The organism is Streptomyces sp. NPDC096323 (assembly GCF_040302845.1).
Classification (GTDB): domain Bacteria; phylum Actinomycetota; class Actinomycetes; order Streptomycetales; family Streptomycetaceae; genus Streptomyces.
Map to the genome: position 1 here is coordinate 114,694 of NZ_JBEOSI010000001.1, position 22,242 is coordinate 136,935.

Annotated in this window: 2 protein-coding genes; both read right to left on the minus strand. The window is 73.7% G+C overall.

Annotated features, from left to right (window positions below; genetic code table 11):
* Nucleotides 1–10: 10 nt before the first annotated feature.
* Entirely contained in the window at nt 11–7,570 is a 7,560-nt protein-coding gene (locus tag ABTX18_RS00500; RefSeq protein ID WP_352120506.1) for a non-ribosomal peptide synthetase, read from the minus strand.
* The gene (locus tag ABTX18_RS00505; protein WP_352120507.1) at nt 7,567–22,200 is read right to left on the minus strand and encodes a non-ribosomal peptide synthetase; all 14,634 of its coding nucleotides are present in this window, start codon (nt 22,198–22,200) and stop codon (nt 7,567–7,569) included. The genes ABTX18_RS00500 and ABTX18_RS00505 overlap by 4 nt, the downstream gene beginning before the upstream one ends.
* Between the last annotated feature and the right edge of the window lie 42 nt (nt 22,201–22,242).

A 22,242-nucleotide genomic window follows, 5' to 3' on the forward strand; every position in this document is an offset into this window, starting at 1 on the left:
ACGGGCTCGGTCACGACACGGCCCCGTGCGCTCGTGCCCCCTGGGGGGTGGGCAGGAACCCTGTGCCGCGGAAGTAGGTCAGGTAGCGGGTCAGGACGTCGTCGGTCAGCGGTGGCAGGTGGACGCCCAGGGCACCTGTCGCCTTGGCCGTCTGGCTGGAATCGAAGCGGCGGTGTTCGGTTGCCTTGTTCCGGGCGTGCCTCTCGTCGCCGAGGAACAGCTGGGCCGCGTTGTCGTGCTGGGCGGCGACGCGGGCCTGCCAGTGCGACGCGGGGACGGTGCTCAGCTCGTGGCCCAGACGGGCGGCCGCTTCGAAGACGCGGTCCAGGCCGGGTGCGTCCGGGTTGGTGAGGTGATAGGTCTCGGCTCCCGTTCCACCGGACGTGGACAGCGCCACGACAGCCGCGCTGACGTAGTCCACCGGCACCCAGTCGGTCGTGCCGTACGGCAGGTCCGGCACCGCGCCCGCCTGGAGGCATCCCTTGATGAGCTGCCAGAGCAGGTCGCGGTCCTGGCAGGCGCCGGTGGCGGTGTCGCCGCTGATGCGGCCCGGCCGGTAGACGGTGACCGGCAGGCCGCGTTCGCGGGCCTGGCCGACGAGTTGTTCGGCGGCCCACTTGCTCTGCGCGTAGCCGTCGGGCAGGTCGGCCGCCGGGCCCGTCGGGGTCCACTCGGTGACGGTGACGGGGTCCGCGCCGGACGCCGGGGCGTAGACGCTCGTGGTCGAGACGTAGTGCATGCCGGGTGAGTCGGAGTCGGCGAGCAGGCGCAGCAGTTCCTCGGTCCCCGCCACGTTGGGGGCGCGTAGATCGCCGTACCCGGCGGCGAAGTTGACGCGTGCGCCGTTGTGGATCACGGGGCCGAGCCGGTGGACCAGGGCGGTCCTGTCCTGGGGTGACAGGCCGAGGCCGGGAGCGGCGAGGTCTCCGGGAACGGGACGGATCAGCTCCGCGTGCCGGGGATTCCACAGGCCGTACCGCTCCAGAGTGGTCCGCAGCCGGTCCGCGGCGCGTTGCCCGTCCTCGGCCCGTACGAGGCAGTCGACCGGGCCGCCGGTGGTCTCGATGAGGTCGCGCAGGAGGAAGGCGCCGAGGAATCCCGACGCACCGGTCAGGAGTGGCCGGGCGGCCGGGCGGGAGGTCCTGCGGGGAGCGGGCAGGTGAGCCGTTCCGGTCCGGCCGGTGATGTCCGGAGCCAGGCGTACGTCACCGGCGAGGTCGGGTGACACGCTGTTCTCCTGGCCCGCCTCGCTCTCCAGGAGCCGGGCCAGGCCCTCGACGGTGGGTGCCTCGAACAGGGCGCGCAGGGAGGGACGACTGCCGCACCGTTCCGCGATCCGCTGGGCGAGGGTGACGGCGAGGAGCGAGTGGCCGCCCAGGGCGAAGAAGTCGTCCGTGACGCCCACTTCGGGCACTCCGAGCGTCTCGGCGAACGCCTCGCAGAGGGCGCGTTCGCGGGCGGTCTCCGGTGCGCGGCCCCCGGCCGGTGCGGCCGGGGCGGGTGCGGGCAGGGCGCGCCGGTCGGTCTTGCCGTTGGGCGTGACGGGCAGGGCGTCGAGCCGTACGTGGGCCGCGGGGATCATGTGGTCGGGCAGGGTGGCGGCGAGGTGCGCGCGCACCTCGTCGTCATCCGGGCCGGCCGCCCCGTCCGCGGGGACGGTGTACGCGACCAGCCGCCGGTCGCCTGGCCGGTCCTCGCGGACGACGACGCACGCCCCCGCGACGCCGGGCAGCGCGGTGAGCGCGGCTTCGATCTCCCCGGGTTCGATGCGGAAGCCGCGGAGTTTCACCTGGTCGTCGGCGCGGGAGACGTAGACGAGCTCCCCGTCGGCCGTCCACCGCACCAGGTCGCCGGTGCGGTACATGCGTCCGCCCGCCCGGTCGAACGGGTCGGCCACGAAGCGGGACGCGGTCAGGGCGGCCCGGCCGTGGTATCCGCGGGCCACTCCCCCGCCGGCGACGAACAGTTCGCCGACGACGCCGGGCGGCACCGGAGCCAGCCGGTCGTCCAGGACGTGGACCCGGGTGCCGTTGACGGGGACGCCGATGGGCACGGTGCGGTCCGGGGCGAGGGGCCCGTCCGCGTGCTGGAAGGTGCTCATGGTCGCGCAGACGGTGGTTTCCGTCGGGCCGTAGGCGTTGACGAGGAACCGGTCCTGGGCCCAGGCACGCGCCAGGGCCGGCGGGCATGCCTCCCCGGCGAGAACCATCGTGACCCCGGAGGGGAGCGAGCCGGGCGGCATCACCGCGAGGGCGGCGGGCGGCAGGGTGAGGTGGGTGACGCCCCGCTCGCGGACCAGTGCGGCGAGGGCGGGGCCGGGCAGCAGGGCGTCGCGTTCGTCGATCTCCAGGCATGCTCCGGAGAGCAGACCCATGCACAGTTCCCAGAACGCGGCGTCGAAGCTGACGGACGCCATGTGCAGCACCCGGCTGCCCGGGGCGACGCGCAGCCGTTCGCACTGGGTCCTCGCCATGGCGCCGGCACCCCGGTGCGTGACCACGACTCCCTTGGGGCGGCCGGTGGAGCCGGACGTGTAGATGACGTACGCCGGGTGGGCCGGGTGCAGGGCGGGGGCGGGGCCGGTGTGCGCGGGTGCCGGCGTGCCGAGGCCGTCGGCGTACACGCAGGGCACCTGGGTCTCCGGGAGGCGGCGGCGGATACCGGGGGTGGTGAGGAGCAGACGCGGCCGGGAGTCGTCGAGCATGTGGGACAGGCGCTGGGCCGGGTAGTCCGGGTCGAGCGGCACGTACGCCGCCCCTGCCTTGAGGACGCCGAGGAGCGCCACGACGAGGTCGTGGGTGCGCGGCAGGGCGACGGCCACCCGGTCCTCGGGACCGATGTTCCGCGCCGTGAGGTGGCGGGCGAGGGCGTCGGCGCGGGAGTTGAGCTCCGCGTAGGTGAGGGTGGTGCCCGCGTCCCGGACGGCCGGGGCGTCGGGGGTGTGCCTGGCCCACCGCTCGAAGAGCGCGGGGACGGTCTGCTCGGGCAGGTTCTCGACGGGGCCGCTCTCCCAGGCTGCGAGGCGGGTCCGTTCCGCGGTGGTCATGACGTCGTACGTGCTGAGGCGGCGGTCCGGGTCAGCGGTCACGGCGGTGAGCAGGAGTACGAGCCGTCCGGCGAGGTCGCGGACCGTGGCCGCGTCGAAGAGCTCGGTGGCGTAGTCGACGGTGGCCCGCATGCCGTCGGCCGCGCCGTGGTCGTCGTAGGTCTCGGTGAAGGTGAACGACAGGTCGAACTTGCTGACTCCGGGGTCGACCGGTACGCCGGCCACGGTGAGGCCGGGCAGTTCGAGCGGGGCCGCGGGGGTGTGGTTCTGGAGGATGAGCATGGTCTGGAAGAGCGGGTGGTGGTTCTGCGAGCGCGCGGGGTTGAGCAGCTCGACGAGGCGCTCGAAGGGGACGTCCTGATGCGCGTACGCGGAGAGGTCGGACTCCTTCACCCGGTCGAGGAGTTCGAGGAACGTGGGGTCACCGGACAGGTCCGCGCGCAGCACGAGCGTGTTGACGAAGAAGCCGACGAGGTCCGAGGCGGCCTCGTCGGTGCGTCCGGCGACAGCCGTGCCCAGCGGGATGTCGTCTCCCGCGCCGTGCCGGGCCAGAACGGCGGACAGGGCGGCCTGGAGCACCATGAAGACGCTGCATCCGCGGGAGCGGGCGAGGTCCGCGATCTGCCGGGCGATGGCGGGGTCGAGGGCGAAGTCGTGGGTGGCGCCGGTGTGCCGGGGCACGGCGGGGCGTGGCCGGTCCCAGGGCAGTTCGACCATCCCCGGGAGTCCGCGCAACGCGCCTGCCCAGTAGGTGAGTTGCTGCGCAACGAGGCTTCCGGGGTCGTGTTCGTCGCCCAGCAGGCGGCGCTGCCAGAGGGTGTGGTCGGCGTAGTCGACGGGGAGGGCCGCCCATGCCGGTTCCTCGGCGCGGACACGGGCGCGGTAGGCGAGGCCGAGGTCGTGGGCGAGGGTCGCCAGGGACGAGCCGTCGGCGGCGATGTGGTGGATCACCAGGACCAGGACATGGGAGTCGCCGGCCGGGCGCAGCAGCGTCGCCCGGAGCGGGAGGCGGTGCTCGATGTCGATGGGCGTGGTCGCGGCGGCTGTGATCCGGTCGGTGAGTTGTTCCTCCTCGACGGATACGGGGGTGAGGGGGAGGCGGACCTCGTCCGGGGCGGTGATGTGCTGGTGCGGGCGGCCGTCGCGTTCCGGGAAGACGGTGCGCAGGGCGGCGTGCCGGGTGATGACGTCGTGGAGGGCCTGGTGCAGGGCCTCCGTGTCGAGTGGTCCGTCGATGCGCAGGGCGAAGGGGATGTTGTAGGTGGCGGAGGGGCCTTCGAGGCGGTGGAGGAACCACAGCCGCTGCTGGGCGTAGGAGAGCGGGAGCGTGGTGGGGCGTTCCTGCGGTACGAGGGCGGGGCGGGCGGGACGGTCCGCGTCCCGCAGGGCGGTGGCGAGGGCGGCGACCGTGGGGTTCTCGAAGAGGGTGCGGATTTCGGCCTCGGTGTCCAGGGCGGTGCGGATGCGTCCCGCGAGCCGGGTGGCGAGCAGGGAGTGGCCGCCCAGGGCGAAGAAGTTGTCGTCCATGGCGACGCGGGACACACCCAGTACGTCGGCGAACAGCCCGGCGAGGATCTCCTCGTGGGCGTCGCGCGGCGGCCGGCCCGCCGTGCCGGGCGGGGTGACGGGAGCGGGCAGTGCCGACCGGTCGAGCTTGCCGTTGGGGGTCAGCGGCAGGGCGTCGAGGGGCTGAACGGCGGCCGGCACCATGTAGGCGGGCAGTTGGCGGCCTACGTGCGCGGCGAGCAGTTCGGGGTCCGGGGTGTGTCCGGGCGCCGGGACGACGTAGGCGGTCAGGGTGCGGTCGCCGGGCAGGTCCTCGCGGACCAGGACGCAGGCCGCGCGCACGGACGCGTGGGTCCGCAGGGCCTCTTCGATCTCCGCGGGCTCGATGCGGTGGCCGCGGAGTTTGATCTGCTGGTCGGCGCGGGCGACGTGGTGCAGGGTGCCGTCGGGGTCCCGGCGCACGAGGTCGCCGGTGCGGTACATCCGCGCCCCGGTCCCGGCGAACGGGTCGGCGACGAACCGGGTGGCGGTGAGGCCGGGGCGCCCCAGGTAGCCGCGCGCGACGCCCGGCCCGGCGACGTAGAGCTCGCCCTCGGCGCCGGGCGGCACGGGGCGCAGGGCCGTGTCCAGGACGTAGGCGCGCATGCCGTCGAGGGGCCGGCCGATCGGCGGTACGCCCATGGAAGCGTCCCCGGGGCGGACGTGGTGGAGCGTCGCGAAGGTGGTGGTCTCGGTGGGCCCGTAGATGTTGAGGAAGTCGGTCCCGGGATGCGCGGCGGCGAGGCGCTGGAGGACGCCGGGGGCTGCTGCCTCGCCTCCGCAGGCGGTCAGGCGCATCAGGCCGAGGGCGCCGGGGTCGGTCTCGGCGATGACATTGAACAGAGCCGTCGTCAGGAACGCCGCCGTCACACCGTCCTGGACGGCCAGATCCCGGAGCACTGCGGGCTGGAGGGCCCCTTCGGGGGCCACGACGACACGGCCCCCGTTGAGGAGGGGCGCCCATATCTCGAAGGTCGAGGCGTCGAAGACGTACGCCGAGTGCATCAGGACCGCGTCGGCCGCGCCGTCACCCCACGTACGGTCGGCGGCGAGGGCGGTGATGTCGGCGTGGGTGACGCCGACGCCCTTGGGCAGGCCGGTGGAGCCGGAGGTGAACATCACGTACGCGAGCCGGTCGCCGCCCACGACGTCGGGAAGGGCCGCAGGGGCGGCCGGGCGGGCTTGCCGGAGCCGGCCCGCGGCGTCGACGGTCACCACGCGGACATCGGGGCCGAGCCGCCGCACCCAGGGGTGCGCGCGAGTCGCCTCGTCGACGATCAGGGCGCGCAGGGCGGCCACCTCGGCGACGCGGGTGAGCCGGTCGTCGGGCCATCGCGGGTCGAGCGGGACGTAGGCGGCGCCTGCGCGCAGGACCGCCAGGGACGCGGTGACCACGGCGGTGGAGCGGCCCAGGAGAATGCCGACGCCGTCCTCCACACCCACCGCGGCGCCGGCCAGGGCCTCTGCCAACCCTGTTGCGAGACCGTCCAGTTGGAAGTACGTCAGCTGCTCGCTCGCTCCGGAAACGGCCATGGCGTCGGGGTGCCGGGCAGCGTACCGGGCAATGGCGGCCGGGATGCTCTCGCCCGGGGCGCCGCATGTGAGTGCGGAGCCGTGTCCTTGGGAGAGCAGCGCCTCCCGCTCGCCTTCCAGGAGGAGGGGCGCGGCGTCGACGCGGCCGTCGAGCCCGTCCGCCATCGCGGTGAGCAGGCGCCGCATGCGGGCTACCGTGCGGGCCACCTCTTCCCGGTCGAGGACCGCGGCCCGGTAACCGAAGGTGATCCTCAGGGAATCACCCGGGGCGATGGTGAGGGTCAGTGGGTAGTGGGCCGCGTCCGTGCCACTGAATCCGGTCACGGCGAGGCCGGGCAGTTGCTGCTGCGCGGTGCGCAGTGCCTCGGCGTCCATCGGGTAGTTCTCGAACACGGCCAGGGTGTCGAAGAGTTCGTCCAGGTCCGTGACGCCGCGTATCTCGGTCAGACCCACGTACTGGCTGCCGAGGAGGCGGCCCTGTTCCTCCTGGAGGCGGGTCAGGAGCGCGGCCAGGGTCTCGCCCGGTGCCGGGCGGAGCCGTACCGGCACGGTGTTGATGAAGAGGCCGACCATCGACTCGATGCCGGGGATCTCCGGTGGCCGGCCGGAGACGGTGGTGCCGAACACGACGTCGGTGCGTCCGGTGAGGTGGGCGAGCAGCAGGCCCCAGGCGCCCTGGACCAGGGTGTTGAGGGTGAGCCGGTGGGTGCGGGCCGTCTCGCGCAGCCGGTGCGTCGTGGCGGCGTCCAGTTCGAGGAGAAGAGTCTCGGGCAGGTCACCGGAGCCCGGAACGTGCGCCCCGCGCCCGGCGAGCAGGGTCGGCGCCTCGATTCCGGCCAGAGCGGTGCGCCAGACGTCCAGGGCGGCGGCCCGGTCCTGCCCGGCCAGCCAGGCGAGGTAGGTGCGGTAGGGGGTGACGCGCGGCAGGGCGCTGTCGTCGCCGCGGCGCGCGTACAGCTCGAAGAGTTCGCGTACGAGCAGGGGCATCGACCATCCGTCGAGCAGGATGTGATGGCTCGTCATCACGAGGCGGTGCCGGTCGGGTGCGGTGCGCACGAGGGTGAAGCGCATCAGCGGCGGGGCGTCGAGGTCGAAGCGGCGGGTACGGTCTGCGGCGAGGAACGCGGTGAGGCGCTCATGCGCCGTACGCGTGCCGTCGGCGCCGGTCAGGTCCAGTTCCTCCAGCGGCACCGGCACCTCGGCGGCGACGGCCTGCACGGGCTCGTCCAGGTCCTCGTGGAGGAAACCGACCCGCAGGTTGGCGTGCCGCCGCAGCAGGCCGCCGACGGCAGCGTGCAGAGCGGGGACGCTCACGGGACCCTCGAGGTCGAAGACGAACTGCGCCGTGTAGACGTCCACGGCGTGGGAGTCGTACAGCGCGTGGAAGAGCATGCCTGCCTGCAACGGCGTCAGCGGCAGTATGTCTTCCAGTCGGAACCCGGTCACTTGCGTCCACCCCACTTGTTCTGCAGTCGGTCGATCTGGGCCTGGTCGAGCGAGACCAGGGGAAGGTCGGAGGGCGTCCAGCCGCCCGAGTCCGGCCGTTCGGCATGTTCGGCGAGCGCGCGCAGCGCGCGGGTGAAGGCGTCCGCGAGTGCCTCCACGTCCTCCTCCTTGAGGAGGTCGCTGGGCCAGGTCCAGCGGGTCACCAGGCGTGGTCCGTCGGGCAGGTCCTCGGTGTGCGCGTTGATGTCGAGCACGTGGTGGACCGGCATGTCGGGATCCTGGGCGCGCGGCCCGCCGCCGTCGAGGAGTACCTCCCAGTCGGCGCCTTCGCCGCCGTCCGCGGTTTCGTGCGCGGCGGTGTACCGGCCGAGGTAGTTGAATCCGATCTGGGGATCGGGCGCGGTGGCCAGGCGATGGCGGGAGGCCGGATTGAGGTGGCGGAGCATGCCGTAGCCGACGCCGTGGTCGGGGATGGTCCGCAGCTGTTCCTTGACGCGTTTGAGGGCGCGTTCGACCAGGGCTGCGTCGAAGCGTCCGGGGTCGCGGGCGTCGACGGGTCCGGGGTCGAGCCGGACCGGGTAGAGGCTGGTGAACCAGCCGACCGTGCGGGAGAGGTCGAGGTGGTCGGCGATCTGCTCGCGGCCGTGGCCCTCGAGGTCGAGGAGTACGGCGGTACTGCCGGACCCGGGCCCTCGGTTGGCGGCATCTCGTTCCGCGCGCCACGAGCAGACGGCAAGGGCGAGTGCCGTGAGCAGGACGTCGTCCACCCCGGCGTGGAAGGCGGCGGGGACGGTGGTGAGCAGGGGCGTGGTCCAGGTGGCCGGCAGGCGGGTGGTCAGCGTGCGCGTCCGGTCGGCGGTGTCCCGGTCGGGGTCGAGCGGCCGGTATCCCAGCTGGGGGTCGGCGGTACTCAACACGCTTTGCCACGACGGCAGTTCGGACTCGCGCGCGGCGTCATGCGCCTGGGAGGCGAGGAGTTGGGCCCAGTGCCGGTAGGGCGTGGTGGCCGGGGGCAGTGCTGCGGCCCGTTCACCGGCGGTCGCCGCGCTGGTGACGGCCTGCCAGGCACTGGCCACATCGGCGGCCAGGATGCGCCAGGAGACCGCGTCGACGGCCAGGTGGTGCACGACGAGCAGCAGCCGCCCATGGGTGTGGGGGCCGGCGTCGCACCAGACCGCTTCGATCACCTCTCCGTGCGCGGGCCGCAGCCGTCTGCGGGCCTGTTCGCCCGCCTCGGTGACGGCGGCGCGGATCGATGCGGCGTCGAGACCCGCGATGTCGACCCGCGTGAAGCGGTGCCGGGCCGGCACGGAGCCGGGTGGCAGGACTTCGAGGAGGGGTGCGCCGCCGGCCGCCCGGGCGGCGCGCAGACGGAGTGTGTCGTGGTGGTCGATGAGAAGTTGGAGGGTGTCGACGAGGGAGTCCTCGTCGGCGCCCGCGGGGGTGCGCAGCACCCCGGACTGGTTGTATCCGTCCGTGGTCCCGGGCCGTTCCAGGAACCAGGCCGCGATGGGCGTCGGCGGCATCTCGCCGGTGCCCGCCCCGGCCGGCACGGTGGCCTCGCGGCCCAGGGTGGTGGCGACGGCCGCGATGGCCTCGGGCGTGCGGTGGACGAAGACGTCGCGCGGGGTGATGCCGAGACCGGCCTGGCGGACGCGGCTGACGAGCTGGATGGAGAGGATGCTGTCACCGCCGAGCGCGAAGAAGTCGTCGTCGGTGCGGACGGCGGGGGTGCGCAGGACGGAGGTGAACACGTCACACAGGACGCCTTCCTGTGCGGTGCGTGGCCGGCCGCCGGGCCGGGTGCCTGCGGGGCGCTCCGGGGCGGGCAGGGCGCGCCGGTCCGTCTTGCCGTTGGGCAGCAGGGGCAGCGCGTCGAGGAGCACGAACACCGCGGGCACCATGTACGGCGGCAGGGCCGATGCGAGCCGGGCTCGCAGCTCCCCTTCGGCGGGGGGTGCGGCGCCGGCGTGCCCGTCGTGAACGGTGTACGCGATCAGACGCCGCTCCCCCGGCCGGTCCTCCCGTACGAGGGCGCAGGCGGCGGCGATGCCGTCGAGCGCGGTCAGCGCGGCCTCGATCTCGCCGAGTTCGATGCGGAAGCCGTGCAGCTTGACCTGGTCGTCGGCGCGGGCGACGTAGGTGAGCAGGCCGTCGGTGTCCCGTCGGACGAGGTCGCCCGTGCGGTACATGCGGCTCCCCGCGGGTCCGTACGGGTCGGCGACGAACCGCGAGGCGGTCAGGCCCGGGCGGCGGAGGTAGCCGCGCGCGAGGCCGTCGCCCGCGACGTAGAGCTCGCCGGTGACGCCTGGCGGTACCGGCCGGAGGCCGGGGTCCAGGACGTAGGCGCGGGTGTTGTCGACGGGGCGGCCGAGCGGGACGGTGCCGTCTCCCGGCTCCGTGTTACCGCCCCGGTGGTGGTGGGCGACGGCGTCGATGGTCGTCTCGGTGGGCCCGTACAGGTTGTGCACCTCGGCCGACCAGGCGGACCCGGCCCGCTCCGCCAGCCTCCGGGGCAGGGGCTCGCCGCCGCAGAGGACGGCCCGCAGCGTCGTGGGCGCCTCTTCGGGAGCGGTTTCGGTGAGGACGAGTGAGAGGTGCGAGGGCACGAACTGGGCGAGGGTGGTGCCGGTGTCGCGCATACGGGCCAGCAGGCCTGCCGGGTCGTGGTTGACGGCGGGCGGCACGGGGCAGGTGGCACCGCCGTGCAGGAGGGGCAGCCAGGTCTCCCAGACCGAGGCGTCGAAGCTCGGTGACGTACGGGCCAGGACCCGGTCCTCGTCGGTGAGGCCGAGGTGGTCCGCCATCCACGCCATGTGGTTGGTCAGGGAGGCGTGGGTGACGACGACGCCCTTGGGGCGGCCGGTGGAGCCCGAGGTGTAGATGACGTACGCCGCGTCGCGCGGGTCCGGTGCGGCGGCCGCCGGAGCCGCCCGCCCGGTGCACCAGGAGGCCCGGTCGTCGAGGGCGAGGCAGGGGACGAACGCGCCGTACCGCGCGGCGGGTGCGGCTCCGTGGGTGAGCAGGAGCGCCGGGCGGGCGTCTTCGAGCATGTAGGCGATACGCGCCTCGGGGTACTCCAGGTCGACCGGCAGGTAGGCGGCCCCTGCCTTGGCGACCGCCAGCATCGCCACGACCTGGTCGGCGGTGCCCTCAAGGGCGAGGGCGACGAGGTCTCCGGCGCCGATGTCCCGGCTGTGCAGGTGGTGCGCCAGGTCGTCGGAGAGCGCGTCGAGTTCGCGGAAGGTGAGGCGGTTCGCGCCGTCCAGCACGGCGGTCGCCGCGGGGGTCCTCGCGCACTGGGCGCGGAACGCGTCGGGCGCCGTGCGGGCCCCGACCGGCCGGACGGGGGCGTGCGCGGCACGGTCGGCGCTCTGCCGCTCGGCCGGGTCCATGACGTCGGTGGTGTGGACGCGCCGGCCGGGGTCGGCGGCGAGCGATGCGAGCAGGCGGGTCAGGCGGGCGGCGAGCGTGTGGGCGGTGGCGTGGGTGAAGAGTTCGGTGGAGAACTCCAGGACGCCGTCGAGGCCGGCGGGCCGTCCGGTGCCGTCGCGCGTCTCCTTGAAGGTGAACGTCAGGTCGAATTTGCTGATGCCGGTGTGCACGGGCTGTTCCGTGACCGTGACACCGGCCAGGTCGACCTCGGCCTCCGCGTGGTTCTGCAGGACGAGCATCGTCTGGAACAGCGGGTGGTGGTTCTGGGCCCGGACCGGGCTGAGCAGGTCCACCAGCCGCTCGAACGGCACGTCCTGGTGGGCGTAGGCCGCCAGGTCGAACTCCCGTACACGGTCGAGTACCTCGGCGAAGGTGGGGTCCCCGCTCAGGTCCGTGCGCAGGACGAGGGTGTTGACGAAGAAGCCCACCAGATCGTCGAGGGCCTCGTCGGTGCGTCCGGCGACGGCGGTGCCGAGCGGGATGTCCTCACCGGCGCCGTGCCGGGACAGGAGTACCGACAGGGCGGCCTGGAGCACCATGAAGAGGCTGCATCCGCGGGCGCGGGCCAGTGCCGCAAGCGCCCGGTGGGTGTCCGCGTCGACGGGGAAGGCGAACGCGTCGCCCCGGTGCGCCGTGACGGCGGGGCGCGGCCGGTCGTAGGGCAGATCGAGCAGGTCGGGAGCGCCGGCGAGAGCGGTTCGCCAGAACTCCAGCTGGCGGGCGGCCTGACCGGCCGGATCGTCCTCGTCGCCGAGCAGCGCGCGCTGCCACAGGGTGTAGTCGGCGTACTGGACGCCGAGTTCCGTCCAGGAGGGCTCCACGCCTTCGGTGCGTGCCCGGTACGCCTCCCCGAGGTCGCGGGCGAGCGGGGCGAGGGACCAGCCGTCGCCCGCGATGTGGTGGACGATCAGCACGAGGACGTGGTCCTCGGCGTCCAGTCGCAGCAGCCGGGCCCGTACGGGGATGTCCGTACTCACGTCGAAGGCGTGCGCCACCTCGGCGCCGAGAAGCTCGTCGAGGCGGGCGGAGTCCGTGTCACGGGGCGTCAGGTCGAGGTCGGCGCCACAGCCGTCGAGGACGACCTGACGCGCCACGCCGTCGGTGTCCGGAAAAACGGTGCGCAGGCTCTCGTGGCGTTCGACGACGTCCCCCAGGGCACTCTCCAGGGCCTCCGCGTCGAGGGGGCCGTGCAGGCGGAGCACGAGCGGCACGTTGTAGGTGGCGCTGGGCCCCTCGAACCGGTTGAGGAACCACAGGCGCTGCTGCGCGTAGGACAGGGGCAGCGGATCGGGGCGGCTCGTGGCGCGCTCCAGGGGGCTTCTTGCCGCGTCGGCGCCGTGCAGCGCGGCGGCGAGCGCCGTCGGCGTGGGATGTTCGAACAGGGCCTTGAGCGGGACCTCGACGCGGAGTGCCGCGCGGATGCGCGCCGCGAGGCGGGTGGCGAGCAGCGAGTGGCCGCCCAGGGCGAAGAAGTCGTCGTCGCGGCCCACCCCGTCGAGGCCGAGGACGTCGGCGAAGAGTGCGCACAGGACCTCCTCGCCGGCCGTGCGGGCGGTGCGCCCCCGGGCCGGAGCGTGGTGCTCCGGGGCGGGCAGGGCGCGCCGGTCCACCTTGCCGTTGATGGTCAGCGGCAGCGCGTCGAGCAGGACGAAGGCGGAGGGCACCATGTAGGCGGGCAGGGACCGGCCGACGGCGCGGGCGAGGTCGCCCGGTTCGGGTCGCGCACCGCGGGCGGGCACCACGTAGGCGACCAGCCGCCGGTCGCCGGGGGTGTCCTCGCGGACGGCCACGAAGGCGTCGGCGACGCCGTCGCAGCAGGCCAGCACGCCCTCGATCTCGCCGGGTTCGATGCGGTGGCCGCGCAGTTTCACCTGCCCGTCGGCGCGGTCGACGTAGGCGAGCCGGCCGTCGCGGGTCCACCGGACGAGGTCGCCGGTGCGGTACATGCGTCCGCCCGCCGGATCGAACGGATCGGCTACGAAACGCGTGGCGGTCAGGCCCGGGAGGCCGGTGTACCCGCGGGCCACGCCGCGTCCGGCGAGGTACAGCTCGCCCACGACGCCGGGAGGTACGGGGCCCAGGGAGCCGTCGAGGACGTATCCGCGCATGCCGTCCAGGACACGGCCGATGGGCGGCGGGCCGGACGGCAGGTCGGCCGCCACGTCGTAGCGGGTGGCGAAGGTAGTGGTCTCCGTGGGTCCGTACACGTGCAGAACGCGCACGCCGGGCGCGGAGCCGGCGACGCGCTGCATCGCGTCCGGTGAGGCCTTCTCCCCACCGGCGCACACCAGTCGGAGACCGGCGAAGGCACCGGGGTCCGTCTCCGCGATCACGTTGAACAGCGCCGTCGTCAGGAAGACGGCGGTCACCCGGTGCTCGTGGACGACGTCGCCGAGGACGCCGGCCTCCAGGACGCCGTCCGGTGCCACGACGATCCGGCCGCCGCGCAGGAGCGGAGCCCAGATTTCGAACGTGGAGGCGTCGAAGACGTACGCCGAGTGCATCAGGACCGCGTCGGCCGCGCCCCCGTCCCAGGCGGAGTCGGCCGTGAGCGCGACCACGTCGGCGTGCGTGACGCCGACGCCCTTGGGCAGGCCGGTCGAGCCGGAGGTGAACATGATGTAGGCGAGTGCGCCCGGGCCGGGTACTGCGGCCGGGATGCCCGGCTTCTCGGGCGCGCCCCGCAGGACCCGGCCGAGCCGGTCGACGACCACGACCGGCAGCCGGCGGGCCGTCGCGGTGACCCAGGGGGTGGCGAAGGCGTCTTCGTCGACGACGAGGACCCGTACGGCTGCCACGCCGGCGACCTGGTCGAGCCGTTCCCCGGGCCAGCGCGCGTCCATCGGGACGTAGGCGCCGGCCGCGCGGACCGCGCCGAGGGACACCGACACCACGGCCGGCGAGCGGGTGAGCAGCACGCCGACGCCGGACTCGGGGCCGACGCCGAGACCGGCCAGAGTGCGCGCCAGGTCCGCGGAGACCTGGTCCAGTTCGGTGTACGTGAGAGCGGCGTCGCCGCCGGACACGGCCACGGCGCCGGGCGTCCGGCGGGCCTGGGCCGCGAAGAGGGCGGGCAGGGTGGCGTCCTCGGTGTTGGCGGGCAGGGCCCGGCCGGTGCCCCAGCGCATGACCCGGGCGTGCTCGTCCGGGGTCATCAGGCCGTAGCCCGCCAGGGGCAGGTCCGGGTCGCCGGCCACGTGCTCCAGGAGCCGGACCAGGCGGGCGGCCAGGGTTTCGACTGTGGTGCGGTCGAAGAGGGCGGTGGCGTACTCGATCCCGGCGGTGAGGCCGCCCCCGGCCCGCTCCTCGGTGAAGGCGAAAGTGAGGTCGAACTTGCTCAGGCCGTTGTGCACGAGCCGGTCCTGCACGGTGAGTCCCGGCAGGTCGGCGTGGACCGCCTCCTGGTTCTGCAGGACCAGCATGGTCTGGAACAACGGGTGGTGATTGCGCGCCCTGACGGGGTTGACGCTCTCGACGAGCCGCTCGAAGGGCACGTCCTGGTGCGTGTACGCGCCCAGGTCGAACTCGCGTACCCGGGCGAGCAGTTCGCGGAAGGTCGGGTTGCCGGACAGGTCCGTGCGCAGGACGAGTGTGTTGACGAAGAATCCGACCAGGTCCTCCAGTCCTTCGTCCGGGCGGCCGGCGACGGGCGAGCCGAGCGGGATGTCGTCACCCGCGCCGTGCCGGTGCAACAGGGTGGCGACCGCCGCCTGGAGCACCATGAACAGGCTGCTGCCCGACTCCGCGGCGAGACGCAGGAGCCGGGGGTGCAAGTGCGAGGGAACGTCGAAGGTGTGAACGGCACCCCTGGGGTCGGTCGTCGCCGGGCGGGGCCGGTCCAGCGGCAGGTCGATCAGACCGGGCAGGCCCGCCAGGGCGGTGTGCCAGTGGTCGAGTTGCTGCCGCAGGACGCTCTGCGGCGCGTCGCCGTCTCCCAGGGCCGCGTGCTGCCACAGGGTGTAGTCGGCGTACTGGAGCGGGGTGCCTGCCGCCCGCTGGGGTTCGTGGCCCGCCAGCCGGGCCCGGTAGGCGTCGCCGAGGTGGCGGGCGAGCGGGGCGAGCGACCAGCCGTCGGCCGCGATGTGGTGCAGGACGAGCACCAGGACGTGGTGGCCGGGTGCGGCGCGCAGGAGCAGGGCACGCAGCGGCGGGTCCGTGACGACGTCGAACGGCTCGCGCACCGCGGCCAGGACGGCGTCCTCCAGACCGGCGGGCGCCACGGGCACGACGGGCAGGCACGGTGCGACAGCCGCGGCGGGAAGCACCATCTGGTGCGGGACGCCGTCGCGTTCGGGGAAGACGGTCCGCAGTGCCTCGTGCCGCTCCACGACGTCGAGGAGGGCTGCGCGCAGTGCGTCCGCGTCCAGGGCGCCGTCGAGTTCGAGGACGAGCGGGATGTTGTAGGTGGAGCCGGGTCCTTCGAGCCGGTTCAGGAACCACAGTCGCTGCTGCGCGAAGGACAGCGGCAGCGGGTCGGGCCGTTGGGCCACGGGCACCACCGGTGGGCGGGTCCGCTCCGGCGTGTCGAGGACGCGGGCCAGGCCGGCGACGGTCGGGTGCTCGAAAAGGGTGCGTACGGCGATCTCCGCACCCAGGACGGCACGGACACGGCTGACGACGCGCATGGCCAGGAGCGAGTGCCCGCCGAGGTCGAAGAAGCTGTCGTGCGGGCCGACGGGGTGCCGGTCCAGGATGTCGGCGAAGATGCCGGCGAGCACGTCCTCCCGGAGGGTGCTCCCGCCCGGCTCGGCGGGGGTGTCACTGTCCGCCGCCGGCTCGGGCAGGGCGCGCCGGTCGACCTTGCCGTTGGGCAGGAGCGGGAGGCCGGGAAGGACGACGACGGCGCCGGGCACCATGTAGTGCGGCAGGGTCTCGGCGAGGCCGTCGCGCAGGGCGGCGGGGCGCAGGGCGGGGTCCGCGGTGACGGCATAGGCGACGAGTCCGCGCCGGCCGGGTATGTCCTCGCGGATCACGGCGCAGGCGGCGGTGACACCGGGGCGCGCCAGGAGTGCGGCCTCGACCTCCCCCAACTCGACGCGGAATCCGCGCAGTTTGACCTGGTCGTCGGCGCGGGCCACGTAGTCGAGGAGGCCCTGACCGTTCCACCGTACGAGGTCGCCCGTGCGGTACATGCGGGCGCCGGTGGCGTCGTACGGGTCGGCCACGAACCGTGTGGCGGTCAGGCCCGGCCGGTCGAGGTAGCCGCGGGCGAGGTTGGGGCCCGACAAGTACAGCTCCCCGGTGACGCCGGGCGGGACGGGCCGCAGCCGGCCGTCGAGGACATAGGCGCGCATGGTGTCGACGGGAAGGCCGATCGGCACCTGCTCGGACGGCGTGTGCGTGCCCGTGGCTCCGCCGGCCTCCGGGCCGCGGGCGCGGTGGGCGGTCGCGTCGATGGTCGCCTCGGTCGGCCCGTAGAGGTTGTGCACCTCCGCCCGCCATTGCTCGGCGACGTCGTCGGCGAGGGCCCGCGGCAGAGGTTCGCCGCCGCACAGGACGGCGCGCAGGGTGGGGAGCGGCGCGGCCTGCGCCGCCTCGGTGAGCACGAGGGTCAGGTGCGAGGGCACGAACTGCGCGACGGTGACGCCGAATCGGCTCATCCACGAGACGAGGTCCCGGGGTTCGCGGTTGGCTTCGGCGGGAAGCACACAGACTTCGGCGCCGTTCATCAGGGGGAGCCACAGCTCCCACACGGAGGCGTCGAAGCTGGTGGAGGTGCGGGCGAGGACCCGGTCGTCCGGGGTGACGGCCAGGTGCCGCGCCATCCAGGCCATGTGGTTGGCCAGCGCGCCGTGCGGTACGACCACGCCCTTGGGGCGGCCGGTCGAGCCGGAGGTGTGGATGACGTAGGCGGGGTCCGCGGGGTGGGGGCTGTCGGGGAGCGGCACGGTGTGCTCGTCGGGCCGGGCGGCCGGATCGTCGAGGGCGAGCCACGGGACGTCGCAGGCGGGCAGGCCCGCGTGGACGTCCTTGGTGGTGAGCAGGAGGACGGGCCGGGCGTCGTCGAGCATGTGCCGGATGCGGGCGGGCGGGTACTGCGGGTCGACGGGCAGGTAGGCGGCGCCGGCCCGCAGGACGGCCAGCAGGGCGACGACGGTGTCCACGGACGGAGGCGCGGCGAGGGCCACCCTGTCCTCGCGGCCGGCTCCGCGCTCGCGCAGGACGTGGGCGAGTGCGTCGGCGCGGGCGTCGAGTTCGGCGTACGTGAGGCTCGCGTGCTCGTCGCGCACGGCGACGGCGTGCGGTGTGCGCGCGGCCCACTCCCGGACCGCTTCGGGGACGGTCGGGGCGGGGTCCGGGAGTTGTGCCCCGCGCCCCAGGCCGAGGAGGCGGTCCCGCTCGCCCGGCGCGAGGGGGTCGAGATCGCCGACCGTACGGTCGGGGTCGGTCACGGCCAGGGTGAGGACGCGGGCGAAGCGGGCGCAGAGAGCGCGGGCGGTGGCGGCGTCGAAGAGGTCGGTGGCGTATTCCAGGTATCCGCCGATGCCGCCGGCGGCCGTGGCGTCCGATGAGGGGCGCGCGGCCGGGTCGGCTTCCGTGACGTCCGCGGGTTCCGTGACTTCGGTCGGTTCCGTGACCTCGGTCGGTTCCGTGACCTCGGTCGGTTCCGTGACCTCGGTCGGTTCTGTGACCTCGGTCGGTTCTGTGACTTCCGTGAGCGAGAACGTCAGGTCGAACTTGCTGACCCTCGTGTGCCGCGACCGGTCGTGGACGGTGATGCCGGGCAGGTCGAGTCCCGCCCGCTCCTGGTTCTGGAGGACCAGCATGGTCTGGAAGAGCGGGTGGTGGTCACCGGACCGCTCGGGGTTCACCGCCTCGACGATCCGCTCGAAGGGAATGTCACCGTGGCTGAAGGCGGCAATATCGAACTCCTTGACCCTCTCCAGCAGTTCGCGGAAGCTCGGGTCGCCCGACAGGTCGGCCCGCAGCACCACGGTGTTGACGAAGAACCCGACCATGTCGTCGAGGGCCTCGTCGGTGCGCCCGGCCACCGCGGTGCCCAGCGGGATGTCGCTGCCGGCGCCGTGGGCGTGCAGCGTCACGGCCAGGGCGGCTTGAAGCACCATGAAGGGGGTGCAGCCGGTCGCGCGGGCGAGCCGGATGAGCGCTCCATGCGCCGAGGCGGGCAGTTCGAAGGGGACCGCGTCGCCCCGGTGGCCGGCCACGGCCGGACGAGGCCGGTCGAGAGGCAGGTCCAGCAGGTCGGGGGCGCCGCGCAGCGCCTCCTGCCAGAACGCGAGTTGGTGTGCGGCCCGGCTGTCCGGGTCGCCGTCGTCGCCGAGCAGCCGGCGCTGCCAGAGCGCGTAGTCGGCGTACTGCACCCGCAGGGCGGGCCAGTCGGGCTCTTCCGTACCCGCGATCCTTGCGCGGTAGGCGGCCCCGAGGTCACGGCTGAGCGGCGCAAGGGACCAGCCGTCGGCGACGACGTGGTGCAGGACGAGGACCAGGACATGGCGTGCGGGGCCCAGCCGGAGTACATGGGCGCGGACGCCGGCGTGGCCGTCGAGGTCGAAGGGAACCTCGGAAAGGCGGCGCACCTCTCTCTCGGCCCAGTCGTCGGCGCTCTCCTCGGCCGGGGGCGACTCGACGACAAGGGGGACGAGCGCCGCCGCGGCGAAGGGGTCGAGGACCTCCTGGCAGGGCACGCCGTCGTGCTCGGCGAAGACGGTGCGCAGGCTCTCGTGGCGGGCCACCACGTCGGTCAGGGCGCCGCGCAGGGCGTCCGTGTCGAGGGGGCCTTCGAGTTCGAGGACGAGCGGAATGGTGTAGGTGTCGCTGGGGCCCTCTGCGCGGTTGAGGAACCAGAGGCGCTGCTGCGCGAAGGACAGCGGAACCGCTTCGGGCCGTTGCTGAGGGACGAGGGCGGGGCGGTCCGTTCCGGTGGTGTCGAGGGCGGCGGCGAGGGAGGCGACCGTGGGATGTTCGAAGAGGGTACGCATGCTGAGTTCGGCGCCCAGGGCGGCCCGCACCCGGCCGGCGAGGCGGGTGGCGAGCAGGGAGTGGCCGCCCAGGGAGAAGAAGTTGTCGTCGATGCCCACGGCCGGCACGCCCAGGACATCGGCGAACAGTCCGGCCAGGATCTCCTCCTGGGCCGTGCGCGGGGCGCCGCCGGTGGGGGCGACCGTCCGGGGCGCGGGCAGGGCACTGCGGTCGGTCTTGCCGTTGGCGTTCAGCGGCAGCGTGTCCAGGAGCACGAACGCGGAAGGCACCATGTACGCGGGCAGCGTGCGTCCTACGCGGCGGGCCAGCGCGGTCTCGTCCGGGCGGGCACCCGGGGCCCCGGCGACGTAGGCCACGAGGCGCCGGTCGCCGGGCACGTCCTCGCGGACCAGGACGCAGGCGGCACGTACCTCCGGGGCGGCGAGCAGCGTGCTCTCGATCTCGGCCGGCTCGATGCGGAATCCGCGGAGTTTGACCTGCCCGTCCGCGCGTCCGACGTACTCGATGTCGCCACGCGTGGTCCAGCGCACGAGGTCTCCCGTGCGGTACATGCGGCCGCCGCGCGCGTCGTACGGGTCGGCGACGAACCGGGTGGCGGTCAGCGCCGTACGCCCCTCGTAGCCACGTGCGACGCCGCGGCCGCTCACGTACAGCTCCCCCACCACACCGGGCGGCACCGGTCCGAGGGCGCTGTCGAGCACGTACAGGCGCATCCCGTCGAGGGCCCGGCCGATGGGCGGGACGCCCGGCACGCCGGGGGTGATCCGGTGGCGGGTGGCGAAGGTCGTGGTCTCGGTCGGCCCGTAGACGTGCAGGACGTGTGTGCCGGGCGCGGTCGCGGCCACCCGCTGCATCAAGCCCGGGGTGGCGGCTTCGCCGCCCGCGGCGACCAGGCGCAGCCCGGCGAACGCGCCTGGGTCGGCCTCCGCCACCACGTTGAACAGAGCTGTCGTGAGGAACAGCGCGGTCACCCCGTACCGATCCACCAGATCCTTCAGGGCCGGCGCTTCCAGGACGGCACCTGGCGCGACGACGACGGAGCCGCCGTTCAGGAGCGGCACCCAGATCTCGAACGTCGAGGCGTCGAAGACGTAGGCCGAATGCAGCAGCACCGCCTCGCACGCACCGCCCGTCCAGGCGGTGTCGGCTGCCAGCGCCAGGACGTCGGCGTGGGTGACACCGACGCCCTTGGGCAGACCCGTGGAGCCGGAGGTGAACATCACGTAGGCGAGCTGGTCGGGGCGGATCACCGCCGGCAGCGGTCTGCGTCCTGGCGGAGCGCCGTGCACGACGGCGCCGAGACCATCGACCACGACCACCGGGAGCGTGGCGGCTCTCTCCACGGCCCAGGGCTGAGCGGCGGTGGCCTCGTCGACCACGAGAGCGCGGACGCGAGCCACTTCGGCGACGCGGTCGAGCCGCTCGGCCGGCCAGGCCGCATCCATCGGCACGTACGCGGCCCCCGCGCCGATCGCGCCGAGTGTGGCGGACACGAGGGCCGCCGACCGGCCCACGAGGATACCGACGCCGTCCTCGGCACCGACGCCCCAGCCGGCCAGAACGCCGGAGAGGTCTTCGGCCACCTTGGCCAGCTGCCGGTAGGAGAGCGTCCGGGCGCCGTCCACCACTGCCGGGGCGTCGGGGGTCAGGCGGGCCTGCGCGCCAAAGGCCTCCGACACGCTCGGCGTTGCTGTCGTGAGCGGCAGCACGGCGCCTCGCCCCTGGGCGAGGAGCGTCCCGGCGACGGCGTCGTCGAGGAACGGCAGGTCGCGGAGAGGCGTGTCGGCGTCTGCACGGGCGAGAGCCGACAGGAAGGATACGAGCGCCTGCTGGAGCAGCCGCACGTCGTCGGGGTGGTACAGCTCCGGGTTGGCGTCGAAGCCGATCAATGGCCCTTTGCCCTCGGCCCGTTCCGATACGAAGAGCGACACGTCGTCGACGGGGCCGATGGACAGGACGCGGGAGGGGGCGGGACTGCCGGCGAAGTCGAGGTCGTAGTCGTAGCCCATGATGTTGACGACGACATCGGTCAGGCGCGCCGCGCCGTCAGTCATGTTCAGCTCACGGGCGAGCTGTTCGCGGGAGAAGCGGCGGTGGCGCAGAGCGCCGCCCATCTCGGCGGCCACGGTACGTATGAGAGCGCCGACCGTCATGTCGGCGGTGACGGTCACCCGTAGCGGCAGGATGTTGGCGGTCATGCCGACGATGTGCCGCATCCCGCCGTGACGGCCGTTGGAGGCCAGGCCCACGGTGATGTCCTGCGCTTGGGTGACCCGGCCGACGTAGGCGGCGACGGCGCTCACGAGGACGGCGCTCCACCTGGTGCGGTTGCCGGCGGCGAGTCTGCGCAGATCGTCCAGGACGGCGACGGGCAGGGTTTCGCCGGTGTGCATCCGGACGTCCGCTCCGGCGGGTGCGGCCTGTACTCCCTGTGCGGCGTCCGTTGCCCGTGCTGACTCCGCTGCGTGTGCTGCGTGTGCTTCCTGTACTGCCTCTGCCGGAGCGTCGGTCCGCCGTCGGATGAGCGCCGTCCTGCCGCGCGCCTGCGTGTCGTCCCCGGGACCGGCGACGCCTGCCGGGCCCACCCCACCGGTGCCCGCCAGGTCGGCGAACTTGCCGGTCCAGTAGGCGCGGTCGGCCTCGTAGCGGTCCGAGCCGCGGTAGGCCGTCTCGTCGGCCACCAGGTCGTGCAGCGGTGCGGCGGGCAGCTCGGCCGTGGCGAGGTCCTCGCCACGCAGCGCGCGCCCGTACAGATCCGCCACGGTGCGGCCGAACACGGCGCCGCCGAGGCCGTCGACGGCGATGTGGTGGAAGCGGACGTACCAATAGTGCAGCCGGGTGCCGAGGCGCAGCAGTGCGAAGTGGTGGTGCGGGGCGTCGAGCCGGTCGACGGTGGACATGTCGTCGGCCATGTAGCTCTCGGCGGCGGCGACGGGGTCATCGGCGCGGGACAGATCGACCACGTGGAGCCGGCCGGTCTCAGCCGTGGGGCGGCGGACGACATGCTGGCGCACGGTCTCGCCCTCGGTGACGAACACGAGGTGAAGACTGTCGCACAGGGCAGCCGCACGGCGGAGCGCCGCGGAGAATAACCCCTCGTCGAGCTCCCCAGGGATCTCGAAGCATTCCCCGATGTTGTATTTCGGACTGTCCGGGTCGACGAGCTGCCCGTACCAGACGCCCTGTTGTGCCGCGGTCAGTTCGAGAATCGCTTCGGGAACCGTGTCTGTCGGAAGTGAACTGTTTTCCTGCATGCCGGTCCACACCTTTGGGGAGAGTTTTCGGGAACGGTGAAG

Coding starts and splice junctions, on each gene's coding strand:
- ABTX18_RS00505 (WP_352120507.1), bottom strand. CDS start 22,200: ATGCAGGAAAACAGTTCACTTCCGACAGACACGGTTCCCGAAGCGATT.